This window comes from Cupriavidus sp. PET2-C1 (genome assembly GCF_054515855.1).
In genome coordinates, this window is record NZ_CM137259.1 from 3,315,693 (window position 1) to 3,337,285 (window position 21,593).

General features: G+C 67.0%; 16 protein-coding genes. 7 read left to right on the forward strand and 9 right to left on the reverse strand.

Annotated elements, in window-relative coordinates:
* The first annotated feature begins 141 nt into the window (after positions 1-141).
* Entirely contained in the window at positions 142-1,728 is a 1,587-nt protein-coding gene (locus ACX12D_RS14945; RefSeq protein WP_459371718.1) for a cryptochrome/photolyase family protein, read from the forward strand.
* 121 nt (positions 1,729-1,849) lie between these two features.
* On the opposite strand, the gene ACX12D_RS14950 is transcribed toward ACX12D_RS14945, so the two are convergent.
* The 3 genes from ACX12D_RS14950 to hemC are packed head-to-tail and all read right to left on the reverse strand — an operon-like array spanning position 1,850 to position 6,217.
* A complete protein-coding gene (locus ACX12D_RS14950) occupies positions 1,850-3,040 on the reverse strand; it encodes a heme biosynthesis HemY N-terminal domain-containing protein (RefSeq protein WP_459371719.1) in 1,191 nt (396 codons plus the stop codon).
* 3 nt (positions 3,041-3,043) lie between these two features.
* Positions 3,044-5,206 (reverse strand): fused uroporphyrinogen-III synthase HemD/membrane protein HemX, encoded by a 2,163-nt coding sequence (gene hemDX, locus ACX12D_RS14955; protein ID WP_459371720.1) that lies wholly within the window; start codon positions 5,204-5,206, stop codon positions 3,044-3,046.
* A gap of 9 nt (positions 5,207-5,215) precedes the next feature.
* Positions 5,216-6,217 carry a hydroxymethylbilane synthase gene (gene hemC, locus ACX12D_RS14960; RefSeq protein ID WP_459371721.1) on the reverse strand — a complete coding sequence of 334 codons (1,002 nt, stop codon included), beginning with the start codon at positions 6,215-6,217 and terminating at the stop codon, positions 5,216-5,218.
* A gap of 79 nt (positions 6,218-6,296) precedes the next feature.
* Between hemC and ppc the strand changes: the two genes are divergently transcribed.
* Entirely contained in the window at positions 6,297-9,317 is a 3,021-nt protein-coding gene (gene ppc, locus ACX12D_RS14965) for a phosphoenolpyruvate carboxylase (RefSeq protein ID WP_459371722.1), read from the forward strand.
* 173 nt (positions 9,318-9,490) lie between these two features.
* Here the strand turns inward: ppc and ACX12D_RS14970 are convergent, their stop codons facing one another.
* Positions 9,491-10,126, reverse strand: coding sequence for a ferritin-like domain-containing protein (locus ACX12D_RS14970; protein WP_043348737.1), 636 nt, complete (start codon positions 10,124-10,126; stop codon positions 9,491-9,493).
* Between the two features lie 279 nt (positions 10,127-10,405).
* Here ACX12D_RS14970 and ACX12D_RS14975 point away from each other — a divergent pair, with 279 nt between their 5' ends.
* The 5 genes from ACX12D_RS14975 to ACX12D_RS14995 all read left to right on the forward strand — a co-directional run bounded on the left by ACX12D_RS14975 (position 10,406) and on the right by ACX12D_RS14995 (position 15,730).
* A complete protein-coding gene (locus tag ACX12D_RS14975; protein WP_459374029.1) occupies positions 10,406-10,927 on the forward strand; it encodes a sigma-70 family RNA polymerase sigma factor in 522 nt (173 codons plus the stop codon).
* Entirely contained in the window at positions 10,924-11,670 is a 747-nt protein-coding gene (locus ACX12D_RS14980; protein ID WP_459371723.1) for an anti-sigma factor, read from the forward strand. The genes ACX12D_RS14975 and ACX12D_RS14980 overlap by 4 nt, the downstream gene beginning before the upstream one ends.
* A gap of 145 nt (positions 11,671-11,815) precedes the next feature.
* Positions 11,816-13,225, forward strand: coding sequence for an argininosuccinate lyase (gene argH, locus ACX12D_RS14985; protein ID WP_459371724.1), 1,410 nt, complete (start codon positions 11,816-11,818; stop codon positions 13,223-13,225).
* A 217-nt stretch (positions 13,226-13,442) separates the two neighbouring features.
* Complete coding sequence (locus tag ACX12D_RS14990) at positions 13,443-13,985, forward strand: TRAP transporter small permease subunit (RefSeq protein WP_183036609.1); 543 nt, start codon at positions 13,443-13,445, stop codon at positions 13,983-13,985.
* Positions 13,982-15,730 (forward strand): TRAP transporter large permease, encoded by a 1,749-nt coding sequence (locus tag ACX12D_RS14995; protein ID WP_459371725.1) that lies wholly within the window; start codon positions 13,982-13,984, stop codon positions 15,728-15,730. The genes ACX12D_RS14990 and ACX12D_RS14995 overlap by 4 nt, the downstream gene beginning before the upstream one ends.
* A gap of 122 nt (positions 15,731-15,852) precedes the next feature.
* Here ACX12D_RS14995 and ACX12D_RS15000 read toward each other — a convergent pair whose 3' ends face one another.
* The 5 genes from ACX12D_RS15000 to ACX12D_RS15020 form a co-directional block, all read right to left on the reverse strand.
* On the reverse strand, positions 15,853-16,833 hold the full coding sequence (locus tag ACX12D_RS15000) for a quinone oxidoreductase family protein (RefSeq protein ID WP_459371726.1): 981 nt from the start codon (positions 16,831-16,833) through the stop codon (positions 15,853-15,855).
* 143 nt (positions 16,834-16,976) lie between these two features.
* A complete protein-coding gene (locus tag ACX12D_RS15005) occupies positions 16,977-19,241 on the reverse strand; it encodes an arginine/lysine/ornithine decarboxylase (RefSeq protein WP_183036612.1) in 2,265 nt (754 codons plus the stop codon).
* A gap of 142 nt (positions 19,242-19,383) precedes the next feature.
* A complete protein-coding gene (gene dcd / locus ACX12D_RS15010) occupies positions 19,384-19,950 on the reverse strand; it encodes a dCTP deaminase (RefSeq protein WP_017230746.1) in 567 nt (188 codons plus the stop codon).
* A gap of 192 nt (positions 19,951-20,142) precedes the next feature.
* Complete coding sequence (locus tag ACX12D_RS15015; RefSeq protein WP_459371727.1) at positions 20,143-20,973, reverse strand: formate dehydrogenase accessory sulfurtransferase FdhD; 831 nt, start codon at positions 20,971-20,973, stop codon at positions 20,143-20,145.
* 69 nt (positions 20,974-21,042) lie between these two features.
* Positions 21,043-21,582 (reverse strand): superoxide dismutase family protein, encoded by a 540-nt coding sequence (locus ACX12D_RS15020; protein ID WP_459371728.1) that lies wholly within the window; start codon positions 21,580-21,582, stop codon positions 21,043-21,045.
* Positions 21,583-21,593 lie beyond the last annotated feature (11 nt).

Genomic DNA, 21,593 nt, shown 5'->3' on the forward strand with positions numbered 1-21,593 from the left:
ACTGAAATACGGGCCGGCCTGTTCGGCGCTGCGGACAACGCCGGCCGGCATGCCGGGCCAGCCCGCGCGCGCGCGCGGCGCATGCCTGACGCTATGGTAGGGTAACAGGCTTCGCCAGCCCAACTTCCGGAACGCCCGATCTTGCCCCCATCCCCCTCCGACGCCCGCCTACCCTATCGGATCGACCGGCAGTTCGAGCGCGGCCTGGTGTGGTTCCGGCGCGACCTGCGCGCCGACGATCACGCGGCGCTGCATTATGCCCTCAAGCACTGCCGCCAGGTATGGTGCGTCTTCGTTTTCGACCGCGAGATCCTGGATCCGCTGCTGGCGCGCGGCCTGGCGGCCGACCGCCGGGTGGCGTTCATCCTGGCCTCGCTGGCCCCGCTGGACGAAGCGCTGCGCGCGGCCGGCGGCGGCCTGCTCGTGCTGCACGGCCACGCGCGCACAGCCATTCCCGAGCTGGCCGCCGAGCTTGGCGTCACCGCCGTGTTCGCCAACCACGACTACGAGCCCGCCTCGCTGGCCCGCGATGCCGAGGTCGGGCAAGCGCTGGCGGGCCAGGCCTGCGCCTGCTTCAGCTTCAAGGACCAGGTGATCTTTGAGCGCGACGAGATCCTGACCGGCCAGGGCAAACCCTTCTCGGTCTTCACGCCCTACAAGAACGCCTGGCTGAAGGCCTTGCTTCCGTTCGACCTCAAGCCCTACCCGGTCGAGCCTTATCTGAAGTCGCTGGCCGCCCCACCGAAGGCTTACGTACGGCCGCTGCCCACGCTGGAGGCACTGGGCTTCGCCCCCTCCAACCTGGCCGAGATTGCCATGCCCACCGGCAGCGCCGGCGCCCACGCGCTGTTCGACGAGTTCTGCGAGCGCATGGGCGACTACACGCGCCGGCGCGATTTCCCCGCCCTGCGCGGCCCGAGCTACCTGTCGGTGCACCTGCGCTTTGGCACCCTGTCGATCCGCACGCTCGCCCGCACCGCCCATGCCGCCACGCTGCGCGGCGGCGCCGAGAGCGCTGGCGCCGCCACCTGGCTGTCCGAGCTGATCTGGCGCGATTTCTACTTCATGATCCTGCACCACCACCCCCGCGTCGCAGTTGGGTGCGCCTTCCATCCCGCCTACGATGCCATCCGCTGGATCGATGGCGACACCGGCGAGCGCTACTTCCAGGCCTGGTGTGACGCCAGGACCGGCTACCCGCTGGTGGACGCCGCCATGCTGCAGATCCGGCAAAGCGGCTACATGCATAACCGGCTGCGCATGGTGGTAGCGAGCTTCCTGGTGAAGGACCTCGGCGTGGACTGGCGGCGCGGCGAGCAGTACTTCGCCGACCAGCTCAACGACTTCGACTTCTCCGCCAACAACGGCGGCTGGCAGTGGGCCGCCTCCACCGGCTGCGATGCCCAGCCCTACTTCCGCATCTTCAACCCGACCACGCAGTCTGAGAAATTCGACCCGCAGGGACGATTTATCAGGAAGTACCTGCCGCAACTGGCGCGCCTGCCGGACAAGTACATACACGCACCGTGGACAGCCTCGGAAGACGTGTTGCTCGCAGCCGGGGTCAAGCTAGGGGAAAACTATCCGCGGCCGATCGTGCAACACGACGTGGCACGCAAGGAGACCCTGGCGCGGTATGCGGTAGTGAAGGAAAAGGCGGGGCTTGAGCCGGCCTCGGGCAAGGACGATCGATATGGAGACCCTGAGGCACAGAACGAAGCCGCCTGACTGGCCCAAACCGCTTGCGATGACGACGGCTGTCTCTCCCTCTCCCCTCAGGGGGAGAGGGCCGGGGAGAGGGGTGGCTTAGCTAGGAGCCACTGGAGCCGAAGCCCTCGGTTTTGCGCGGTCAAGCCGCCAAAATCGCACCCTCCCGATAATGCCGCTGCGCCTCCTCGGGCCGCTCAGTCTCCTCGAACATCTTGGCCAACGCCAGATGCGCCCGAACCCGCAACCTGCGCTGCAGGTCAGCATCCGCATATTTCAACGCCCGCTCAAAGCTGGACTGCGCCTTGCCCCACAGCTTCTCGCCCAGGCACAACACGCCTAGCGTGAAGTAAAGATCCGCATCCACCGGATGCTGCGTCAGCCATTTCTCGGCCTGCTGAATCTGCGGCAGCGCACGTCCCGGCTCCGCGCAGTCGGCATAGCGCAAGACCAGCCGGCTATCCCAGTTGACCTTGAGCGCGTCCTCCACGATCTTGCGCGCTTCATCCTGACGGCCCAGCGCCGCGAAATAGCGCGCCGCGGGCTCGGCGATGCGGGCTGTGCGGCGTTCGTCGGTGGACAATGAACGCCAGAAATCCTGCAGGCCCTGCACGTCATGGCGGCGCTCCTCCAGCAGGGCCTCGCAGGCCAGTTGCTTGAGGCGCAGCGCCAGCACAGGATGCAGGGCGTTGCGCTTTTCCAGCGAGCGCGCCAGGCGCAGGACTTCGGTCCAGTTCTTCAGGTGCTGGTGGGCACGCAGCGCGATGCGCTGCACATGGATCTGGCGCGCGCCCTGGGCCTGCAGCTGCGCGATGGTTTCCAGCGCGCCGTCGGCATCGCGCGCGTCGACCAGCAATTCGGCCATCGACACCAGGCGGGCCTGCTCGCGCTCGGGGTCGGTCACCTGCGCCATCCAGGCGTCGCGCCGCTCGGTTTCCTGCATGCGGTGCGCCGCGCGGGCGCCGATCAGCGCCGCCGTCTGGGCCTGCTCGGGCCAGGCCTGGGCCTCGCGCGCGGTACGCTCGGCGCGGGCAAAGCGGCCTGCGAACAGGTTCTCGATGGACTCGCGCAAGGCCGCCTGCGCGCGGTTCATGCGGCTGCGCTCGCGGTAGGCCGCGGCACGCGCCGGCATCTCGGACAGATGGCGCGCGGTGCTGAGGATGGTCCAGACCACGAAGAACGTCAGCAGCAGCAGGGCCAGCGCCAGGTTCAGCGACAGCTCAACCCGGTAAGGCGGGTAGAACAGGACCAGGTTGCTCTGGTTGAATTGCGTGAACAGCGCGAGCCCGACCGCGCCGCCAAACAGGATAGCTACCCAGAAAAGAAGCCGCATGCGCTACTCCTTCTTGAGCGCTTGCAGCGCGCCGAGGCTTTCCGCCATGGTGGGCAACTGCACCGTCACGGCGCCGGCCTGGGCCTGCTTGAGCAGGGTCAACACGGCCTGCACGCGGCGCGACTTGGTGTCGCAATAGCGTCCGATCATGGCTTGCGCGGCCGCCAGGTCATTGCGGAACACGGGCTCGTTGCGCGACAGCAGCGCCAGGCGCGCATTGAGCAGGCGCAGCTTGACGTTCTCGCGCAGGAACCAGCCCTGGTCGCCGGTCAGCAGCAGTGCCTGGGCATCATCCACGCGGCGGATGCGGATGACTTGCATCAGCTCGTCGCGCACATTGCCCCACAGGCGACCAAACCAGTTGCCGATCGCGTTGCCGGCCGACACTGCCTCGTCCTTGGCGGCAATCTTGCCAGCCTTGGCGCCGGCGGGCTTGGCGGGCTTGTCGACAGCCTCGGCCTTCGCGTCCGTCTTGCGCGCGTCCGCTTCACTGCGTTCGAGCATGCGCTCGCTCGACAGCAACGGCAGCGTATCAATCTGGTTGATGGCTTCGTCGAGCTTGATGGCGGCGCCGGTCAGGTCCGTATCCGGCACGGCCTTCATGCGCGCCACGTCGCGCGCGATGGCACGGCGCAACAGGTTGTACTGCGGCTTGTCGGTCCGTGCAAGGCGCGTGTCGGCGCTTTGCAGCGCGGCCAGCGCTACCTGCACATTGCCCGTCAGCTGGAGTTGCTGGCCGGCGTTGGTGAGCAGTTGCTGGATCTCGGCGATCTCCCAGTCGTCGCGGTTGCGCATCAGGTCCTGGTAGACCTGCTCCAGCGCGGATTGCTTGTCACGCGCCTCGCCCACCTGGCCGTCCAGCGAGCCAACCTTGGCCTGCAGTTCCTTGACGGTGTCCTGCGCATTGCGCGAGAGCACCCGGGTTTCCTGCACCAGCGCATCGTTGCTCTGCTGGCGCCGCGCCAGTTCCTGGGTCAGGTGGTCCACGCGCTGCTGCAGCCACCAGAAACCGCCGCCTATGGCGAGGATCAGCAGGAACAGCAGCAGCCACCACGGATTGACGCGGGGCGCGCCGCGCGCGGGCAGCGAGGCGCCAGCCGCGGGAGGCGGGCTGGAGGCGGGAGGAGCGGTATTGTCTTGCGTCACGCGATCGACCTTCGTTGACGTTGCGGGCGGTGGGTTAACTGGTGGTGCTGCCGGGAGCGGCGGCGGCATCGTGGCGAGCGGGACGGGCGCGGCGGCAGCCGGCGGCGCCGCGACAGGCATCGGCGCCGGCGGGCCGGCATGCGCCTGCGCCCACTGGCGGCAAGCCGCCAGCAGGCCTTCGTCTCCGGGCGCCGCGCGCAGCAGGTGCGTGAAGCCGAGGGCCAAGGCCTGTTCGGCGATTCTCGCATGGGGCGCGATGCACTGCACCTGGCGCAGGCAGGCGAGCTCTTGCGAGCTCAGGGCCTGGCGCGCCATCTCATCGAGATTGCGCACGGCTTCGGAGCTGGTCAGCAGCCAGGCCTGCGGTGCCGCGCCCGGCTTGAGAGCGTCGCGCACGGCTTGCCATTGCATGCTGCCGGGTGTGGGGACCGAGCGCTGGTAGGCCTCGACCGCCTGCACCTCGGCGCCGGTGGCGCGCAGGCGCTCGGCCAGCCAGTCGCGTCCGCCGTTGCCACGGATGATCAGGACCTGGCGCCCGGCAAGCGCCCCGGCGCCAAGCTGGGCTTCGAGCTGTTGCCACAGGGCCTCGGAATCGAAGCGCGCCGCGGTGCCGTCGCCACCGTTGGCGGCGTCGCCGTTGTCTGCCTCATGGCCGGTCGTGCAGCCGGCCGGGGCGATCACGCGGTCGTTGGGCGCGGCAATCCCGCGCTCGGCCAGCGCAGCCACGCTGGCGGGGCCAACCACGGCTACCGCTACGGATGCCGGCCACTGCGGCGCGGGCTTGTCCTGCACCTGGGCCAGTGCATCGAGCGCGAAGGCCACGGCATTGGGGCTGACGAAGACCACCAGCGCGAAGTCCGCCAGTTGCGCCAGCGCCGCGCGCAAGGGGGCATCGTCGGCCACGGGGCCGATCGCCAGCAGGGGAAAGCCAAGCACGTCCAGGCCGGCGGCCGACAAGGCCTCGGTAAGTTGCCGGGACTGCCCGGCGGGTCGTGTTACAACGACGGTCGGGCGGGGCATGGGCCGGTCTCAGGCAGGGGCTTGGGGGGACGCCGGATCCGCCAGCGCCGCGAGAATGTCAGCCGCGCCCTGCCCCAACAGGTCCTGGGCAACGGCCTTGCCAAGCGCTTCGGCCTGGCTGGATGCATCGGCGCCTTCCACCACGGCGGCGGACTGGGCCCGCACACAACGGCTGCCATCGGGCAGCGCCACGAAGGCGTCGATGTGCAGTTGCGCGCCGTCCCAGCGCGCATGCGCGGCAAGCGGCACCTGGCACGAACCGCCCAGCATGCGCGACACGGCGCGCTCGGCGGTCACGGCCAGCGCGCTGGGCTCATGGTTCAGCGGCGCCAGCCAAGCGGCCAGCTCGGGGCGGCCGGACCGGATCTCGATGCCCAGCGCACCTTGCCCGGCTGCCGGCAGCGAGCTGACCGGATCCAGCACGGCACGGATACGATCGGCCAGGCCAAGGCGCTTGAGGCCGGCAGCAGCCAGGATGATGGCGCCGTAGTCGCCACGGTCGAGCTTGGCCAGGCGGGTATCCAGGTTGCCGCGCAGCGGCTGGATCACCAGGTGGGGGTAGCGGGTGCGCAACGCGGCCTCGCGGCGCAGGCTGGAGGTGCCTACCACGGTGCCGGCGGGCATGTCGTCCAGCGAGGCGAAGCCGCTTGAGACCAGCGCATCGCGCGGGTCCTCGCGCTCCATGATGGCGGTCAGGGCAAACCCCTCAGGTAACTCCATCGGCACATCCTTGAGGGAGTGCACGGCAAGGTCGGCGCGGCCTTCGGCCATCGCGATCTCGAGTTCCTTGACGAACAGGCCCTTGCCGCCAACCTTGGACAAAGTACGGTCTAGAATCTGATCTCCGCGCGTAGTCATTCCGAGAATGGACACATCGCACGCGGGATAGTATTGTTGCAATGCAGCACGCACATGCTCAGCCTGCCACATAGCCAAACGGCTTTCACGGGAGGCAATGACTAGCTTGCGCGGCGCAGCGCTGGAAGACGACGGGGAGACGGATGCTTGCATCCGCGAATGTTAGCACGCACCCCAAGCCGCTCCGGGCCAACAGACAATACACAATAGATAAGAAACGACAGGAGATTGCATGACGCAGCAAGCTGCGCGCCCCGCAGGCCGGCGCAAGCCAACCGCCAGCCGGGCAGACGCCCCCGACACCGCATTGGCTTCCGCCTCGATTCCCGCGACCGCCCCATCTGCCCCATCCGCCAAGGCCACCCGTACCAGGCGCGCCAGCGCCGCGAAGCCTGAAGCCGCGCCCGCCGCGACCCCGGCCCGCCGCGCCAGCGCCAGCGACAAGGACGTGCCCTTGCGCGAAGACATCCGCTTCCTGGGCCGCTTGCTGGGCGACTGCGTGCGCGAGCAGGAAGGCGAAGCCGCCTTCGAGGTCGTCGAGACCATCCGCCAGACCGCCGTGCGCTTTCGCCGCGAGAACGACCGCGCCGCCGGCGCGGAGCTGGATCGCCTGCTCAAGCGCCTGTCGCGCGACCAGACCAACTCGGTGGTGCGCGCCTTCAGTTATTTCTCGCACCTGGCCAATATCGCCGAGGACCAGCACCACAACCGCCGCCGTCGCGTGCACGCGCTGGCCGGATCGCCGCCGCAGCCAGGCAGCCTGGCGCATGCGCTACAGGCCATCGACGCGGCTGGCGTGACCGGCAAGACACTGCGCAAGTTCTTTGACGAAGCGCTGATCGTGCCAGTGCTGACCGCCCACCCGACCGAAGTCCAGCGCAAGAGCATTCTCGACGCCGAGCGCGAGATCGCCCGCCTGCTGGCCGAGCGCGACCTGCCCATGACCGCGCGTGAGCGCGAGCACAACACCGCGCTGTTGCGCGCGCGCGTCACCACGCTGTGGCAGACCCGCATGCTGCGCAATACGCGGCTGATGGTGGTGGACGAAATCGAGAATGCGCTGTCCTACTACCGCACCTGCTTCCTGCGCGGCATCCCGCAACTGATGAGCGAGCTGGAAGAGGACATCGCCGCGGTGTTTCCCGCCACGCGCAAGAGCAAGGCTGCGCCGGCCGCCTCTACCCAGCTCGCGCCCTTCTTCCAGATGGGCTCCTGGATCGGCGGCGATCGCGACGGCAACCCCAACGTCACCGCCGACACGCTGCAGCACGCCGCCAGCCAGCAATCGTCGCTGATCCTGGAGTGGTACCTGGACGAAGTCCACGCGCTGGGTGCCGAACTGTCGATGTCGAGCTTGATGGTGGAGGCCAGCCCGGAACTGCTGGCGCTGGCGGATGCCTCGCCCGACCACTCCGAGCATCGTGCCGACGAACCGTACCGCCGCGCACTGATCGGCATCTATGCGCGCCTGGCGGCAACCTGCCAGGCCGTCACCGGGCAGGCCGCGCCGCGCCACCCGGTGGCCGACTCCGCGCCCTATGCCGACGCGCAATCCTTTGCCGCCGACGTGCAGGTCGTGATCGACTCGCTGCGCGCCCACCACGGCGAGGCGCTGGCGCGCACCCGCATCGACGCGCTGGCCAAGGCCATCGCCGTGTTCGGCTTCCACCTGGCCTCGATCGACATGCGCCAGGTCTCCGACGTGCACGAGGCGGTGATCGCGGAACTGTTCGCCGCAGCTGGCGTGGAGACCAACTACGCCGGCCTGACGGAAGCCCGCAAGCTGGAACTGCTGCTGGCCGAACTGCGCCAGCCGCGCCTGCTGACGCTGCCCTGGCATGCCTATTCCGAGCAGACCCGCAGCGAGCTGGCCATCCTGAACATGGCGCGCGAGCTGCGCGCCCGCTATGGCGCGCGCGTGGCCCGCAACTACATCATCTCGCACACCGAGACGCTGTCCGACCTGGTCGAAGTGCTGCTGCTGCAGAAGGAAACCGGCATGCTGCACGGCACGCTGGGCAGCAAGACCAGCCCGGCGCGCCCGGAACTGATGGTGATCCCGCTGTTCGAGACCATCGAAGACTTGCGCAACGCTGCCGGCATCATGCAATCGCTGCTGGAACTGCCGGGCTTTGCCTCGGTGATCGCCCACCATGGCGGCGAGCAGGAAGTGATGCTGGGCTACTCCGACTCCAACAAGGACGGCGGCTTCCTGACCTCCAACTGGGAGCTGTACAAGGCCGAGCTGGCACTGGTGCAGGTGTTCGAGGCGCGCCGCGTGAAGCTGCGGCTGTTCCATGGCCGCGGCGGCACCGTTGGCCGCGGCGGCGGCCCGACCTACCAGGCCATCCTGTCGCAGCCGCCGGGCACGGTCAACGGCCAGATCCGCCTGACCGAGCAGGGCGAGATCATCAACAGCAAGTTCGCCAACGCCGAGATCGGCCGGCGCAACCTGGAAACGGTGATCGCCGCCACGCTGGAAGCCTCGCTGCTGCCGACGCAAAACGCGCCGAAGGACCTGGCGACGTTCGAGGCCGTGATGCAGCAGCTCTCGGATCGCGCGTTCACGTCGTATCGTCACCTGGTGTACGACACGCCCGGCTTCAAGGACTACTTCTTCGCCACCACGCCGATCACCGAGATCGCCGACCTCAACCTGGGTTCGCGCCCGGCCTCGCGCAAGCTGATGGACAAGAAGCAGCGCCGCATCGAAGACCTGCGCGCGATTCCCTGGGGCTTTTCCTGGGGGCAATGCCGGCTGCTGCTGCCGGGCTGGTACGGCTTTGGCAGCGCGGTCAAGGCGCTGCTGGACGAGGCGCCGGACGAGCGCGCGCACAAGGCCGCCGTGGCCACGCTGCGCCGCATGGTCAAGACCTGGCCGTTCTTCACCACGCTGCTGTCCAATATGGACATGGTGCTGGCCAAGACCGACCTGGCCGTGGCCTCGCGCTACGCCCAGCTGTGCGAAGACGCCGCGCTGCGCAAGACGGTGTTCGCGCGCATCAGCGCCGAGTGGCATCTGACGTGCGAGATGCTGGCCCTGATCACCGGCCGCCACGAGCGCCTCGCCGACAATCCGCTGCTGGCGCGTTCCATCAAGAACCGCTTCGCCTACCTGGACCCGCTCAACCACTTGCAGGTGGAATTGCTCAAGCGCTACCGCTCGGGCAAGGACGGTGACGACATCCGCGTGCGGCGCGGCATTCACCTGACCATCAACGGGGTGGCGGCGGGCCTGCGCAACAGCGGCTAAGGCGAGGCTGCGCGCGCTGCGCAAAAAAACCGCCATGGTGGCTGGCACCATGGCGGGGAACCCGTCCGGCCAGCAGGCCGGACGGCGCAGAGTGCGGCTCGTCTACCGAGGATAGCGGCTATCCGGACAGAAACGGCCGACCGGGCGCGCCATCCGATATTGACGGCCAGGCTTCAGCCGACGAACGCGCCCGGCACCGGGTCTTCGCCGAGCACCGAGAGCAGGATGGCCCAATGCATCGCTTCGTCACCCAGGATGCTGCCGGCGGCCTTGGTCAGCTCGCGATTGTGGAAGTTCGGCAATACACCCAGGTAGGCCGCGGTGGCACCTTTCTCAAGACCTGCGGCAAAGCGCAATACATCGGCCTGAGTCTTCAGCTGGTCGGTCGGGAAGCCGTATTCACCCGGCTTTTTGGTCATCACGGGGCTGCCGCCCATCTTGGACACCGTGCCAGCCAGCACCTGTGCGTGTGCCTTGTGGTGCGTCTGGAACTTGACCGCGGTTTCCAGCACGGGTTTTTGCAGCAAACCGCTCTCCGCGCCAACCTGATAGGCCGCGATGGCCTGGTATTCCAGCCCGAGGGCAACATTGAGAATGGCGATGTCGTCCTTGGTGCTGCCGGACTGAACCTGCGCCCATGCTGGCATCGACTCGCCCAGGCTCATCACCGCCAGCGATCCCAGCGCAAATAGGCCGGGGACTTTCAGCAAGCCGCGCCGGCGCGCATCCGGCGCAACAAGGATGCGGCTGTCCGTGTCCTCGCCGGCCTGGCGCTCGTGCTGCGCGGTGCTCGACTGCATGCGTTCCATGGTGTTCTCCTGTACAGGGGTGGATGGCGCCTTGATGGGGTCGCATGCACTCGGATGCGGCTTGCATCGCGACTGCAACGGCGGCGCCTGTCTCTTCTACGCGCGCAATTGGCAATCGGATGCAGCGATCCTTCGCATGCCGCACGCAAGCCGTGCCTATAATCCGGGAACGTCACTTGCTGATATCCACCCCCGGTGCCCTCCTCCTCCGCCGACTCCTCTTTTGCCCCCAGGCCGGCCGACGCCGACCTGCTTGCCGCGTTGCTGCAAGGCACGGCCATGGGAGACCGGCACGCCTTGCGGCAGCTCTACGACCAGACCGCAACGAAACTGTTTGGCCTCGCGCTGCGTATAACCAGCAGGCATGATTGGGCGGAGGATGTTGTGCAAGAGAGTTTCGTCAGCATCTGGCATCACGCCGGCGACTACCGGCCGCACCTGGCTGCCCCGATGACCTGGATGACAGCCATCGTGCGCAACCGGGCGCTGGATTGCCTGCGCCGCCAGGCAGCTGCCCGCACCAGCCAGACCGTGGAGCTGGACGACAGCCTCGGCGAGTGGCTGGCCGACGAAGCGGCCGGCCCGGCGGAACTTGCGCTCGCCAGCCAGGAGGCGCGGGCGTTGAACCAGTGCCTGCAGCGGCTGGAACAGCCGCAGCGGCAGGCGATCTCGCTGGCCTACCTGAAGGACATGAGCCATAGCGAGCTGTCTGAACAATTGCAGGTGCCGCTTGGCACCGTCAAGTCATGGATACGGCGCGGCCTGGAGCGCCTGCGCACGTGCCTGGAAAGCCTGTCATGAACCTCAGCCGCCGTCCCGACCTGATCGACCGCCTTGCCGCGCAGTACGCGCTGGGCGTGTTGCGCGGGGGCGCGCGCCGCCGGCTGGAAACGCTCGCCCGCGAGGAACCCGCGATCCGCGCGGCCATCAGCCACTGGCAGTCCAGGCTGTCTGGGCTTGCCGAACTCCAGCCTGCCTCGGCGCCGGTGGAGAAGGTGTGGTGCGGGATCGAACAACGGCTGGGCTGGCAAGCCATGAAGGCGTCCGACGCGGCGGGCCCAGCCGGTGCGGCACCCGCAGCCTGGTGGCAACGGCTGTGGGCCGCCCCCGGCTTCTGGCGCGGCGCCACCATGGCGACCGCCGTGCTGGCGGCCGTGGCAATCGGCCTCAACGTGCGGATGGTCCGCCAGTTGGACACTGCCCCGCTGGTCAATGCGGTGGCCGTACTCAACGACGATCGCGCCCAGGCCGCCGTGCTTGTGACTTGGGATGCACGTTCGCAGGCGCTGACCTTGCGCCGCCTGGACCACCTGCCACTGAACGATGCGCAGGCCCTGCAGCTTTGGGCCCTCCCGGCCAACGGCAAGCCGCAGTCGCTCGGCGTGATCGGGCACCAGCGCCAGTTGCGCCTGGCGGTCGCCCAGGCGCTGGGCAAGGTGCCGGCGCTGGCCATCAGCGTGGAGCCGCGCGGCGGCTCGCCCGACCCCAACGGCCCCACCGGGCCGGTGGTGTTCAAGGGCCAGGTCATCGACAACACCTTATAGGGCGTATAGGGCGGGCCGGGAGGTCCTCTCGGACCCGCTACCGTCTGCGCAGAGCCCGGCAGCGATATAATCGCGCTTTCCCCGAATTTTCTCGTTCGCCCCGCGGCCCGCCGCCGGCTTGCGAGCTAACCCAGCCTTACCGCCCATGACCTCCCAACTTGCCAAGAAAGGCGAAGCCTGGTCCGCCCGCTTCTCCGAACCGATGTCCGACCTGGTGAAGCGCTACACCGCTTCGGTGTTCTTCGACAAGCGCCTGGCACTCTTCGACATCCAGGGTTCGCTGGCGCACGCCGCCATGCTGGCCAAGCAGGGAATCATCGCCGAGGCCGATCGCGCCGAGATCGAGCGCGGCATGACGCAGATCCGTGGCGAGATCGAGGCCGGCGGCTTCGAGTGGAAGCTCGACCTGGAAGACGTCCACCTGAATATCGAAGCGCGCCTGACCGCGCTGGTCGGCGACGCCGGCAAGCGCCTGCACACCGGCCGCTCGCGTAACGACCAGGTCGCTACCGATATCCGCCTGTGGCTGCGCAGCGAGATCGACACCATCATCGGCCTGCTGGGCGCCCTGCGCGGCGCGCTGCTGGACCTGGCCGAGAAGAACGCCGACACCATCCTGCCGGGCTTCACCCACCTGCAGGTGGCCCAGCCGGTCACCTTCGGGCACCACCTGCTGGCCTACGTGGAAATGTTCACGCGCGACGCCGAGCGCATGGCCGACTGCCGCCGCCGCGTGAACCGCCTGCCCCTGGGCGCCGCCGCGCTGGCGGGCACCAGCTACCCGATCGACCGTGAGTTCGTGGCGCAGCAGCTGGGCTTCGACGGCGTGTGCCGCAACTCGCTGGACGCCGTCTCCGACCGCGACTTCGCCATCGAGTTCTGCGCCGCCGCCGCGCTGGTGATGACCCACATCTCGCGCTTCTCCGAAGAACTGGTGATCTGGATGAGCCCGCGCGTGGGCTTTATCGACATCGCCGACCGCTTCTGCACGGGCAGCTCGATCATGCCGCAGAAAAAGAACCCGGACGTGCCCGAACTGGCGCGCGGCAAGACCGGCCGCGTGAACGGCCACCTGATCGGCCTCCTGACCCTGATGAAGGGCCAGCCCCTGGCGTACAACAAGGACAACCAGGAAGACAAGGAGCCGCTGTTCGACACGGTCGACACCGTGGCCGACACGCTGCGCATCTTCGCCGACATGGTGCCGGGCATCTCGGTCAAGCCGGACGCCATGCGCGCCGCTGCGCTGCAAGGCTACGCCACCGCCACCGACCTGGCCGACTACCTGGTCAAGCACGGCCTGCCCTTCCGCGATGCCCACGAAGCCGTGGCCCACGCGGTGCGCGCCTGCGACGACCGCCGCTGCGACCTGGCCGACCTGACGGTGGCCGAGCTGCGCGACGTCACCGGCCTGGGCGACAAGGCCGCGCTGATCGGCGATGACGTGCACGCGGTGCTGACGCTGGAGGGCTCGGTCGCGGCGCGTGACCATATCGGCGGCACCGCACCGGCGCAGGTGCGCGCGGCGATTGCCGCAGCGCGCGCTACGCTCTAAACACAGGCTGCGGATTCCATGCAGCGCAGCGTGCCGATGTAAGTTTCACGTAAGTTTTGTTTTGAAAGAAAGCCGCCAGGGCAGGCCCCTCCTGGCGGCTTTTTTTATTGTCTCCCGGCGCTTTTGATTTTTGCGCGATGCGGTAGGTATTAGCCCCAAGCGCCGAAGTATTTTGTTACAGATAAACTAATCGCCGCAAAAACAGGGGAGACAACCCATGTATTACTTGCTTGGTCTGTCACGACAGATCGACAGGTTGAATCAGCACACGGGCAGGCTTGCAAACATCATGATCCTGCTGTCGTGCCTGATCAGCGCAGGCAACGCCCTGCTGCGTTACGGCTTCAACCTCAGCGACAACTGGCCGCTCGAGCTGCAGTGGTATATGTTTGCCATCGCGGTGATGTTCGGCGCTTCCTACACCTTCCAGCGCAACGAACACGTGCGCGTGGACCTGATCTACGGCAACGTATCGGAGCGCGCACAACACTGGATCGACATCTTCGGGATCATCTTCTTCCTGCTGCCTTCGTGCGTGCTGTTTGCCTGGCTGTCGTGGGATTCCCTGTTCCTGCCCTCGTGGCGCATCCTCGAGCAATCCGGTAATTCCGGCGGCCTGCCGCGATACCCGATCAAGCTGGTGGTGCCCCTCGGCTTTGTCCTGCTGGGTCTGCAGGGCGTGTCCGAGCTGATCAAGCGCATCGCCGCCCTCAAGGGCCTGGTGCGCATCGAATCGAAATACGAGAGGCCGGTGCAATGATTCCATTGGAATATATGCCGCCGCTGATGTTCGGCGGCCTGGTGGTATTCATGCTGATCGGTTTTCCGGTCGCATTTTCGCTGTCGGCGGTGGGCCTTGCCTTCGGTATCCTGGCCATCGAGTTCGGCTACTTCCCGGTCAGTTTCCTGCAGGCGGTGCCGAGCCGCGTGTTCGGCAGCGTGCTGGCCAACGAGTTGCTGCTCGCCATCCCGTTCTTCACCTTCATGGGGGCGATACTGGAGAAGTGCGGGCTGGCCGAGGACATGCTGGACTCCATGGGCCAGTTGTTTGGCCCGGTGCGCGGCGGCCTGGGCTACTCGGTGATCATCGTGGGCTTCATCCTCGGCGCCATCACCGGCACCGTGGCGGCGCAGGTGATCGCCATGGCGATGATCTCGCTGCCGGTGATGATGCGCTACCGCTACAACATGAAGTACGCCACCGGCGTGCTGGCGGCGTCGGGCACCATCACCCAGCTGGTGCCGCCGTCGCTGGTGCTGGTCGTGCTGGCCGACCAGCTCAAGACGCCGATGGGCAGCGCCGACGTGGGCAGCATGTACCTGGGTGCCTGGGGCCCGTCGGTGATCCAGATCGCGCTGTTCGCGCTTTATACCTTCGTGCTGACGCGCGTCAAGCCCGACTGGCTGCCGCCGGTGCCGGTGGAAGAACGCACGCTGCGCGGCTGGCCGCTGTGGCGCAAATGCCTGCGCGGCATCATTCCCTGCGCGGTGCTGATCTTCCTGGTGCTGGGCACGATCATGCTGGGCATCGCCACGCCGACCGAATCCGGCGCCATGGGCGCGGTCGGCGCGCTGGTGCTGGCGGTGCTGCGCGACCCCGGCTTCGGCAAGCTCGACCGTACCTTGTACCGCATCGGCATTGCCGCCACGGGCGTAGCCGTCATCGCCGGCACCGTCGCGTTCGGCTCGCATGCCTTCCGCATTCCGCTGGCGGTGGTCTACCTCGTGATCACGTGGCTGCTGCTGCGCGCCGGGCAACTGAGTGCGCTGCGCGGGCTGATCATCGAGGCTTACCAGTCCACCGCCCGCATCACCGCCATGGTGGTGTTCATCCTGATCGGCTCCACCTGCTTCTCGGTGGTGTTCCAGGGCGTGGATGGCGGTGCCTGGGTGGAGCACATGTTCACCTCGCTGCCGGGCGGCTGGATCGGCTTCCTGCTGGTGGTCAACCTGTTCATCTTCTTCCTCGCCTTCTTCCTGGACTTCTTCGAGATCGCGTTCATCGTGGTCCCGATGCTCGCCCCCGTGGCGGTCAAGGTGCTGGCGCCGGTGGTCGCCGATTCGATGGGCGGCAATCCGGAGGCGGCAGCCACCGCGGCGCTGGTGTGGTTCGGCGTGATGCTGTGCGTGAACATGCAGACCTCCTTCATGCACCCGCCCTTTGGCTTCGCGCTGTTCTACCTGCGCGGCATTGCGCCCAAGGAAGTGAAGAGTTCCGACATCTACTGGGGCGCGTTGCCCTGGGTCGGCCTGCAGCTGATCATGGTCGTGCTGGTGATGTTCTGGCCGGGCTTGGTGACGATGTTCCTGGACAAGGGGTCGTTGCACCATAGCAATGCGGCGGAGGTCTCGATCCCGCTGGGCGGTGAGAGTCCGGGCGGTGCGGCCTCGGTGCCGGCGCCGGTGCCGGGCGGGCGTAGCGAGCCAGGCACGCTGGAGCTGCCGTCAGCGCCTGCCGACAGCGAGCCCGCCACGCCGCAGTTCGAGTTCGACAAGAAGAAGTAGTTAGTGAAAGCGCCGGGGGCTGCGGTCGCCGGCATGGAAAAAAAGGCCTCGGGTTTGAACTGAACCCGAGGCCTTTTTTTGATTTCCGGGGCTGCCCCCGCGTCTTGTCTGGTTAGTTCAGGTCACGGCAGCAGCAGGATGGCGCCCGTGGTCGCGCGCGCCTCGGCCACCCGATGTGCCTCGGCCACCTGCTCAAGCGGGAAGCGCGCGCCGATGGCCGCCCGGATCGCGCCCTGCCCGATCGCCTGGAACACATCCGCCGCGTTGGCGCGGAACGTCTGCGCGTCGGCGTTGTGCGGGAACACCGATGGCCGCGTCAGGAACAGGCAACCCTTCTTGTTGAGCAGTTCCGGCTCGAACGCCGGCACGGGGCCCGAGGCGGCGCCATAGAGCGCCACCAGCCCGAATGGCGCCGCGCAGTCCAGCGAGCCCATGAAGGTATGCTTGCCCACCGAGTCATAGACCACGCGCGCCTTGCGCCCGCCGGTGGCGGCAATCACCTGCTCCACCCAGTCCGCCTGCGAATAGTCGATGGCGGCATCGCACCCTGCCGCGCGGGCCACTTCGCACTTCTCGGCCGAGCCGGCGGTGCCGATCACGGTGGCGCCGAGCGCCTTGGCCCAGCTGCTGAGGATCTGCCCTACGCCGCCCGCGGCGGCATGCACCAGCACGATGTCGCCGGCTTGCACGGGATGTGTCTTGCGCACGAGGTATTGCGCGGTCATGGCCTTGAAGAAGACCGCCGCGGCGGTGAGGTCGTCAATGCTATCGGGCAGCTTGACCAGCTTGTCGGCGGGCACGTTGCGCCGGCTGGCATAGGCACCGATGCCAGCATGCATGTAGACCACGCGGTCGCCTTCGCGCAGGGCGGTCACGCCCTCGCCCACCGCTTCGACCACGCCGGCGGCCTCATGGCCCAGCCCGGTCGGCGACGGCAGCGGGTACTTGCCCGAGCGCTGGTAGACGTCGATGTAATTGAAGCCGATCGCGGTCTGGCGCAACCGCACCTGGCCGGCCGCCGGCGCGGGCAACTCGGCATTCACCAGGCGCATCACTTCGGGGCCGCCGAACTCCGTCAATTCCACCACGCGTGCTGATGTCATTTCCACTCCGTCGAGGTTGCATAGATTTGTGAGCGCCACTCTATCGCAATCTCGCGCGGCGCGTCGGCCGTGCACAAGGCATGAGCGAGCGCAGAAAAAAGGCCTCGCACGCGCGAGGCCTTTTTTCCTGTCGCCAGCCTGCGTTACTTCACGCAGTCGACGAAATACGCCTTGCCACCACCCTCGACCTCTTCCTCGACCAGGCCGTGGATGTCGGTCTCGAAGCCGGGGAACAGCTTGTTGAACTCACGCGCGAACTTCAGGTACTGCACGATGATGCGGTTGAAGCGCTCGCCCGGGATCAGCAGCGGAATGCCCGGCGGGTACGGCGTGAGCAGGATGGCGGTGACGCGGCCTTCCAGCTCGTCGACGGCCACGCGCTCGATCTCGCGGTGCGCCATCATCGCCCACGCGTCCGACGGCTTCATCGCCGGTTCCATGTCCGACAGGTACATCTCGGTGGTCACGCGGGCCACGTCATTGGCCTTGTAGACGCTGTGGATCGCGTCGCACAGGTCGCGCAGGCCGAGCTTCTCGTACTGCGGATGCTTGCCGACGAATTCCGGCAGCACGCGCCACAGCGGCTGGTTCTGGTCGTAGTCGTCCTTGAACTGCTGCAGCTCGGTCACCAGCGAGTTCCAGCGGCCCTTGGTGATGCCGATGGTGAACATGATGAAGAACGAGTACAGCCCGGTCTTCTCGATGATGATGCCGTGCTCGGCCAGATACTTGGTGACGATGGCCGCAGGAATGCCGCGGTCGCTGAACTCGCCGTCCACGTCCAGGCCCGGGGTGATGATGGTGGCCTTGATCGGGTCGAGCAGGTTGAAGCCATCGGCCAGGTCGCCGAAGCCGTGCCAGCGTTCGTTGGCCTTGAGCATCCACTCTTCGCGGTCGCCGATGTCGTCCTCGACCAGCGCCTCGGGGCCCCACACCTTGAACCACCAGTCGCCGTTGTTGCCGGCATCGTAGTCGCCTTCCACCTTGCGCATGGCGCGGCGGAAGTCCATCGCTTCCTGGATGCTTTCTTCGACCAGCGCGGTGCCGCCCGGGGCTTCCATCATCGCCGCCGCCACGTCGCACGAGGCAATGATCGAGTACTGCGGGCTGGTGGACGTGTGCATCAGGTACGCCTCGTTGAACCGGTAGCGGTCCAGCTTGCGCGTGTCCGAATCCTGCACGAGGATCTGCGATGCCTGCGACAGGCCGGCCAGCAGCTTGTGCGTGGACTGCGTGGCGAACACCAGCGCGTCCTTGCTGCGCGGGCGGTCCTTGCCGATCGCGTGCATGTTGCGATAGAAGTCGTGGAATGCCGCGTGCGGCAGCCAGGCTTCGTCAAAATGCAGCGTGTCGATCTCGGTGGCCAGCATTTCCTTGATCTGTTCGGCGTTGTACAGCACGCCGTCGTAGGTGCCTTGGGTGATGGTCAGGATGCGCGGCTTCTGGTTCTTGGCCTGGCTGGCGAACGGGTGCGCGGCAATCTTGCGGCGAATGGTCTCGGGATCGAACTCGCTCTTCGGGATCGGGCCGATGATGCCGTAGTGATTGCGCGTGGGCATCAGGAACACGGGAATCGCGCCCGTCATCATGATCGCGTGCAGGATCGACTTGTGGCAGTTGCGGTCCACCACCACGATGTCGCCCGGCGCCACGTTGGCATGCCACACCATCTTGTTCGAGGTGGACGTGCCGTTGGTGACGAAGTACATGTGGTCGGAGTTGAAGATGCGCGCGGCATTGCGCTCCGAGGCCGCCACCGGGCCGGTGTGGTCGAGCAGCTGGCCGAGCTCGTCGACGGCATTGCAGACGTCGGCGCGCAGCATGTTCTCGCCGAAGAACTGGTGGAACACCTGGCCGACCGGGCTCTTCAGGAACGCCACGCCACCCGAGTGGCCGGGGCAGTGCCACGAGTACGAGCTGTCCTGCGCGTAGGCGATCAGCGCCTTGAAGAACGGCGGCGCCAGCGAATCCAGGTAGACCCGGGCTTCGCGGATGATGTGGCGCGCGACGAATTCCGGCGTGTCCTCGAACATGTGGATGAAGCCGTGCAGCTCGCGCAGGATATCGTTGGGGATATGCCGCGAGGTACGCGTCTCGCCGTACAGGAAGATGGGCAGGTCGGTATTGCGGCGGCGCACTTCGTTGACGAAGGCGCGCAGCTTCTCGATGGCCGCGGCTTCGGGCCGGTCGTCTTCGCTGACGAACTCGTCGTCGTCGATCGATACGATGAACGAGGAGGCGCGGCTGGACTGCTGGGCGAAGGAGGTCAGGTCGCCATAGCTGGTCAGGCCCATCACCTCCATGCCTTCTTGCTCGATGGCCTGCGCCAGCGCGCGGATGCCCGAGCCGGAAATGTTCTCGGAGCGGAAGTCTTCATCGATGATGATGACGGGGAAGCGGAATTTCATTTGGCATCCTTGGACGGCAAGAAGGACTTGAGCCACATGGCCCGGGGATTCGTCCCCCTGGGTCGGCATGTGGCTCGACGTTCAGGCTTGGCGCGCGGCCCCGGGGTTACCCGTAACACCGCAACGCGCGCATTGTATGCGATCAGGTCTTCGGCAGTGTGACACCTTGCTGACCCTGGTACTTGCCACCGCGATCGCGGTAGGAAGTCTCGCAGATCTCGTCGCTCTCGAAGAACAGCACCTGGGCACAGCCTTCGCCGGCGTAGATCTTGGCAGGCAGCGGCGTGGTGTTCGAGAACTCCAGCGTCACATAGCCTTCCCATTCCGGCTCGAACGGGGTCACGTTGACGATGATGCCGCAGCGCGCGTAGGTGCTCTTGCCCAGGCAGATGGTCAGCACGCTGCGCGGAATGCGGAAATACTCCATCGTGCGGGCCAGCGCGAAGGAGTTCGGCGGGATGATGCAGACATCGCCCTTGAAGTCGACAAAGGACTTTTCGTCGAAGTTCTTCGGATCGACGATGGTGCTGTTGATATTGGTGAAGATCTTGAATTCGTCGGCGCAGCGGATGTCGTAGCCGTAGCTCGAGGTGCCGTACGAAACGATCTTGCGGCCGTCTTCTTCCCGTACCTGGCCGGGCTCGAAGGGCTCGATCATGCCGTGCTGTTCCGCCATGCGGCGGATCCACTTATCGGATTTGATGCTCATAGGGGTATCGGGATGAACAAATGAGGGCAGGCTCGGGCGCGGTCCATGCTGACCGGGAACGCTGCTCGCATTTGCTCACAGGCGCGCCGGACCTGCCGGGGCCTTGCGATGGGCCGCATTGTACAACCAAAATCCGGCATCACCGCCTTAAATGCCACCCCGGCCCCGGAACGGGCCGTCCGCCCCCGGGCGTCAGGCCGTGGCCTGCTCCGGCAACTGGTGCCGGAAGCGTTCGCGGCCGGTATAGAGCAGGAAGTGGCGCCCCGTGCACCGGGCAAAGAGAGCCAGGTTGACGCGCTGGGCCATCTGGTAGCCCATCTGCGTGACACCCGAGCGCGACAGCAGGAAGGGGATGCCCATCTGGGCGCCCTTGATCACCATCTCCGAAGTCAGCCGCCCGGTGGTGTAGAACACCTTGTCGGCGCCGCTCATGCCTTCGAGCCACATCAGGCCCGCGATGGCATCCACGGCGTTGTGCCGGCCCACATCCTCGATGAACATCAGCAGCTCGCGCCCGCGGAACAGTGCGCAGCCATGCACGGACCCGGCCTGTTTGTAGACCGACTGCTGCAGCCGGATGGTGTCGATGATGCCGTAGAGCGTTTCCTGGTCCAGGGTGGCGTCGTCCGGCAGCCGGATGTTGTCCACTTCGTCCAACAACGAGCCAAATACGGTGCCCTGGCCACAGCCGGTGGTCACCACCCGGCGCGCCGTGCGCTCCTCGATGCGATCCACGCCCGTGCGGGTCGTGACGGCGGCGGATTCGGTTTCCCAGTCGACCTGGATCGCGGCGATATCCTCGACCGATTCGACCAGGCGCTGGTTGCGCAGGTAGCCCAGCACCAGGGCCTCGGGCGCCCCGCCCAGCGTCATTAGCGTCACCAGCTCGCGTTTGTCGAGGTAGACCGTCAGCGGGCGCTCGCCGGGCAGGAAGGCCTGGCGCACGCGCCCCTGCTCGTCGACCACCTCGACCTCTTCGATCAGGGGGACGCACGCGTGGGTCATTTCAGGGCGCAGGGGCATGGGCTTGGGGGATGCGGGATGGACGGCGCGCGCCGGGAACTGCCGGCCCGTGCCGCCCCGCCCCATCCGTCAGGACTTGGCGATCACGCCGCAAGCGATGCGGCCGCCGGAGTTGCCGGTGGGCTGGGTCTTGTAGTCGTCCGGATCCTTGTGGACGACCACTGCGCGGCCCACCAGGCTGGTGGGGCCGGCGCCCAAGGTCACGCCGGTCAGCTCGAAGCTGGCCTGGGCGCGGCCGGTAGCGTCGGCCTTGAGGTTGTTGATGTCGCCGGCATGATGGTCGGGCATCGACATCGAGCCGTGCGGCTTGCCCGTAGGGTTGAAGTGGCCGCCCGCGCTCATGGCGTCGGGGGCCGAGCAGTCGCCCTTCTCGTGCACGTGGAAGCCGTGCTCGGTATTGGGCGGCAAGCCGGTTACGTCGGCCTTGACCAGCACCTTGTCACCGCGCTGGGTGAAGGTGATGCTGCCCTGCGTCGCGGTGCCGCTCTTGGACGCCAGCGCGGCGACCGCGGTATCGGAGCTGCCCATCCCCATGCTCCCGCAGCCAGCCAGAGTGCCTGCCAGGGTGCCCGCTACCGCCAGACCGAAAAGTACACGTACACGCTTCATGCCGAACCTCC